This window comes from Streptomyces flaveolus (genome assembly GCF_000716535.1).
In the GTDB taxonomy this organism is placed as follows: Bacteria; Actinomycetota; Actinomycetes; order Streptomycetales; family Streptomycetaceae; genus Streptomyces; species Streptomyces flaveolus_A.
Genome location: NZ_JNWV01000103.1, coordinates 1 through 4,881, shown reverse-complemented (window position 1 = coordinate 4,881; position 4,881 = coordinate 1). Strand labels below are relative to the sequence as shown.

The window sequence follows — 4,881 nt, the reverse complement described above, 5'->3', positions numbered from 1 at the left end:
GGACAAGCCCTCGGCCTATTAGTACCGGTCACCTCCACACATTACTGTGCTTCCAGATCCGGCCTATCAACCCAGTCGTCTACTGGGAGCCTTACCCCATCAAGTGGGTGGGAGTCCTCATCTCGAAGCAGGCTTCCCGCTTAGATGCTTTCAGCGGTTATCCCTCCCGAACGTAGCCAACCAGCCATGCCCTTGGCAGAACAACTGGCACACCAGAGGTTCGTCCGTCCCGGTCCTCTCGTACTAGGGACAGCCCTTCTCAAGACTCCTACGCGCACAGCGGATAGGGACCGAACTGTCTCACGACGTTCTAAACCCAGCTCGCGTACCGCTTTAATGGGCGAACAGCCCAACCCTTGGGACCGACTCCAGCCCCAGGATGCGACGAGCCGACATCGAGGTGCCAAACCATCCCGTCGATATGGACTCTTGGGGAAGATCAGCCTGTTATCCCCGGGGTACCTTTTATCCGTTGAGCGACGGCGCTTCCACAAGCCACCGCCGGATCACTAGTCCCGACTTTCGTCCCTGCTCGACCCGTCGGTCTCACAGTCAAGCTCCCTTGTGCACTTACACTCAACACCTGATTGCCAACCAGGCTGAGGGAACCTTTGGGCGCCTCCGTTACCCTTTAGGAGGCAACCGCCCCAGTTAAACTACCCATCAGACACTGTCCCTGATCCGGATCACGGACCCAGGTTAGACATCCAGCACGACCAGACTGGTATTTCAACGACGACTCCACAAACACTGGCGTGCCTGCTTCAAAGTCTCCCAGCTATCCTACACAAGCCGAACCGAACACCAATATCAAACTGTAGTAAAGGTCCCGGGGTCTTTCCGTCCTGCTGCGCGAAACGAGCATCTTTACTCGTAGTGCAATTTCACCGGGCCTATGGTTGAGACAGTCGAGAAGTCGTTACGCCATTCGTGCAGGTCGGAACTTACCCGACAAGGAATTTCGCTACCTTAGGATGGTTATAGTTACCACCGCCGTTTACTGGCGCTTAAGTTCTCAGCTTCGCCCACCCGAAAGTGAGCTAACCGGTCCCCTTAACGTTCCAGCACCGGGCAGGCGTCAGTCCGTATACATCGCCTTACGGCTTCGCACGGACCTGTGTTTTTAGTAAACAGTCGCTTCTCGCTGGTCTCTGCGGCCACCCCCAGCTCAGAGCGCAAAGCTCATCACCAGGTGTGGCCCCCCTTCTCCCGAAGTTACGGGGGCATTTTGCCGAGTTCCTTAACCATAGTTCACCCGAACGCCTCGGTATTCTCTACCTGACCACCTGAGTCGGTTTAGGGTACGGGCCGCCATGAAACTCGCTAGAGGCTTTTCTCGACAGCATAGGATCATCCACTTCACCACAATCGGCTCGGCATCAGGTCTCAGACACAAGGTGCGCGGATTTACCTACACACCGTCCTACACCCTTACCCCGGGACAACCACCGCCCGGGATGGACTACCTTCCTGCGTCACCCCATCACTCACCTACTACCAACTTGGGTCAGCGGCTCCACCACTCCCCTTTGCCCGAAGGCTCCGGGGCGGCTTCACGGCCTTAGCATCACTGGATTCGATGTTTGACGCTTCACAGCGGGTACCGGAATATCAACCGGTTATCCATCGACTACGCCTGTCGGCCTCGCCTTAGGTCCCGACTTACCCTGGGCAGATCAGCTTGACCCAGGAACCCTTAGTCAATCGGCGCAAACGTTTCTCACGTTTGTATCGCTACTCATGCCTGCATTCTCACTCGTCAACCGTCCACGACTACCTTCCAGTGCCGCTTCACCCGGCAGACGACGCTCCCCTACCCATCACAGCACCCGTTGGGGCTATATACTGCAATGACACGACTTCGGCGGTACGCTTGAGCCCCGCTACATTGTCGGCGCGGAATCACTAGACCAGTGAGCTATTACGCACTCTTTCAAGGGTGGCTGCTTCTAAGCCAACCTCCTGGTTGTCTCTGCGACTCCACATCCTTTCCCACTTAGCGTACGCTTAGGGGCCTTAGTCGATGCTCTGGGCTGTTTCCCTCTCGACCATGGAGCTTATCCCCCACAGTCTCACTGCCGCGCTCTCACTTACCGGCATTCGGAGTTTGGCTAAGGTCAGTAACCCGGTAGGGCCCATCGCCTATCCAGTGCTCTACCTCCGGCAAGAAACACACGACGCTGCACCTAAATGCATTTCGGGGAGAACCAGCTATCACGGAGTTTGATTGGCCTTTCACCCCTAACCACAGGTCATCCCCCAGGTTTTCAACCCTGGTGGGTTCGGTCCTCCACGAAGTCTTACCTCCGCTTCAACCTGCCCATGGCTAGATCACTCCGCTTCGGGTCTTGAGCGTGCTACTAAAAACGCCCTATTCGGACTCGCTTTCGCTACGGCTTCCCCACACGGGTTAACCTCGCAACACACCGCAAACTCGCAGGCTCATTCTTCAAAAGGCACGCAGTCACGAGAGTGAAGCAAGCTCCACTCCGACGCTCCCACGGCTTGTAGGCACACGGTTTCAGGTACTATTTCACTCCCCTCCCGGGGTACTTTTCACCATTCCCTCACGGTACTATCCGCTATCGGTCACCAGGGAATATTTAGGCTTAGCGGGTGGTCCCGCCAGATTCACACGGGATTTCTCGGGCCCCGTGCTACTTGGGTGTCTCTCAAACGAGCCGCTGACGTTTCGACTACGGGGGTCTTACCCTCTACGCCGGACCTTTCGCATGTCCTTCGCCTACATCAACGGTTTCTGACTCGTCCCACGGCCGGCAGACCGTGGAAGAGAGATCCCACAACCCCGCATGCGCAACCCCTGCCGGGTCTCACACGCATACGGTTTGGCCTCATCCAGTTTCGCTCGCCACTACTCCCGGAATCACGGTTGTTTTCTCTTCCTGCGGGTACTGAGATGTTTCACTTCCCCGCGTTCCCTCCACACTGCCTATGTGTTCAGCAGCGGGTGACAGCCCATGACGACTGCCGGGTTTCCCCATTCGGAAACCCCCGGATCAAAGCCTGGTTGACGACTCCCCGGGGACTATCGTGGCCTCATCGGTTCCTGGTGCCAAGGCATCCACCGTGCGCCCTTAAAAACTTGGCCACAGATGCTCGCGTCCACTGTGCAGTTCTCAAACAACGACCAGCCACCCGTCACACACCACTAACCGTGATGCTTCACCGGCACCCATCACCCCCGGACACAACCGGAGTTCACTGGGGCCGGCGATCTGAGGAGAAGTTCATTCCCTCAGACACCCAACAGCGTGCCCGGCCAGGTCCCGCCCGGAGATCATGCGTTCCACGCTCTTGCGAGCAGTACTAGCAGCAGAAGTGCTCCTTAGAAAGGAGGTGATCCAGCCGCACCTTCCGGTACGGCTACCTTGTTACGACTTCGTCCCAATCGCTAGTCCCACCTTCGACAGCTCCCTCCCACAAGGGGTTGGGCCACCGGCTTCGGGTGTTACCAACTTTCGTGACGTGACGGGCGGTGTGTACAAGGCCCGGGAACGTATTCACCGCAGCAATGCTGATCTGCGATTACTAGCAACTCCGACTTCATGGGGTCGAGTTGCAGACCCCAATCCGAACTGAGACCGGCTTTTTGAGATTCGCTCCACCTCACGGTATCGCAGCTCTTTGTACCGGCCATTGTAGCACGTGTGCAGCCCAAGACATAAGGGGCATGATGACTTGACGTCGTCCCCACCTTCCTCCGAGTTGACCCCGGCGGTCTCCTGTGAGTCCCCATCACCCCGAAGGGCATGCTGGCAACACAGAACAAGGGTTGCGCTCGTTGCGGGACTTAACCCAACATCTCACGACACGAGCTGACGACAGCCATGCACCACCTGTACACCGACCACAAGGGGGCGCCTGTCTCCAGACGTTTCCGGTGTATGTCAAGCCTTGGTAAGGTTCTTCGCGTTGCGTCGAATTAAGCCACATGCTCCGCTGCTTGTGCGGGCCCCCGTCAATTCCTTTGAGTTTTAGCCTTGCGGCCGTACTCCCCAGGCGGGGCACTTAATGCGTTAGCTGCGGCACCGACGACGTGGAATGTCGCCAACACCTAGTGCCCACCGTTTACGGCGTGGACTACCAGGGTATCTAATCCTGTTCGCTCCCCACGCTTTCGCTCCTCAGCGTCAGTAATGGCCCAGAGATCCGCCTTCGCCACCGGTGTTCCTCCTGATATCTGCGCATTTCACCGCTACACCAGGAATTCCGATCTCCCCTACCACACTCTAGCTAGCCCGTATCGAATGCAGACCCGGGGTTAAGCCCCGGGCTTTCACACCCGACGTGACAAGCCGCCTACGAGCTCTTTACGCCCAATAATTCCGGACAACGCTTGCGCCCTACGTATTACCGCGGCTGCTGGCACGTAGTTAGCCGGCGCTTCTTCTGCAGGTACCGTCACTTTCGCTTCTTCCCTGCTGAAAGAGGTTTACAACCCGAAGGCCGTCATCCCTCACGCGGCGTCGCTGCATCAGGCTTTCGCCCATTGTGCAATATTCCCCACTGCTGCCTCCCGTAGGAGTCTGGGCCGTGTCTCAGTCCCAGTGTGGCCGGTCGCCCTCTCAGGCCGGCTACCCGTCGTCGCCTTGGTGAGCCATTACCTCACCAACAAGCTGATAGGCCGCGGGCTCATCCTTCACCGCCGGAGCTTTCCAGAATCACGGATGCCCGTGAAACTCGTATCCGGTATTAGACCCCGTTTCCAGGGCTTGTCCCAGAGTGAAGGGCAGATTGCCCACGTGTTACTCACCCGTTCGCCACTAATCCCCACCGAAGTGGTTCATCGTTCGACTTGCATGTGTTAAGCACGCCGCCAGCGTTCGTCCTGAGCCAGGATCAAACTCTCCGTGAATGTTT

2 rRNA genes are annotated in these 4,881 nt (G+C 57.5%); both read right to left on the bottom strand.

Going from position 1 to position 4,881, the window contains the following annotated elements:
* Window positions 1–3,109, bottom strand: a 23S ribosomal RNA gene (locus OO52_RS45265); the annotation flags it as partial.
* A gap of 241 nt (window positions 3,110–3,350) precedes the next feature.
* A 16S ribosomal RNA gene (locus tag OO52_RS45260) occupies window positions 3,351–4,876 on the bottom strand.
* Window positions 4,877–4,881: the final 5 nt, after the last annotated feature.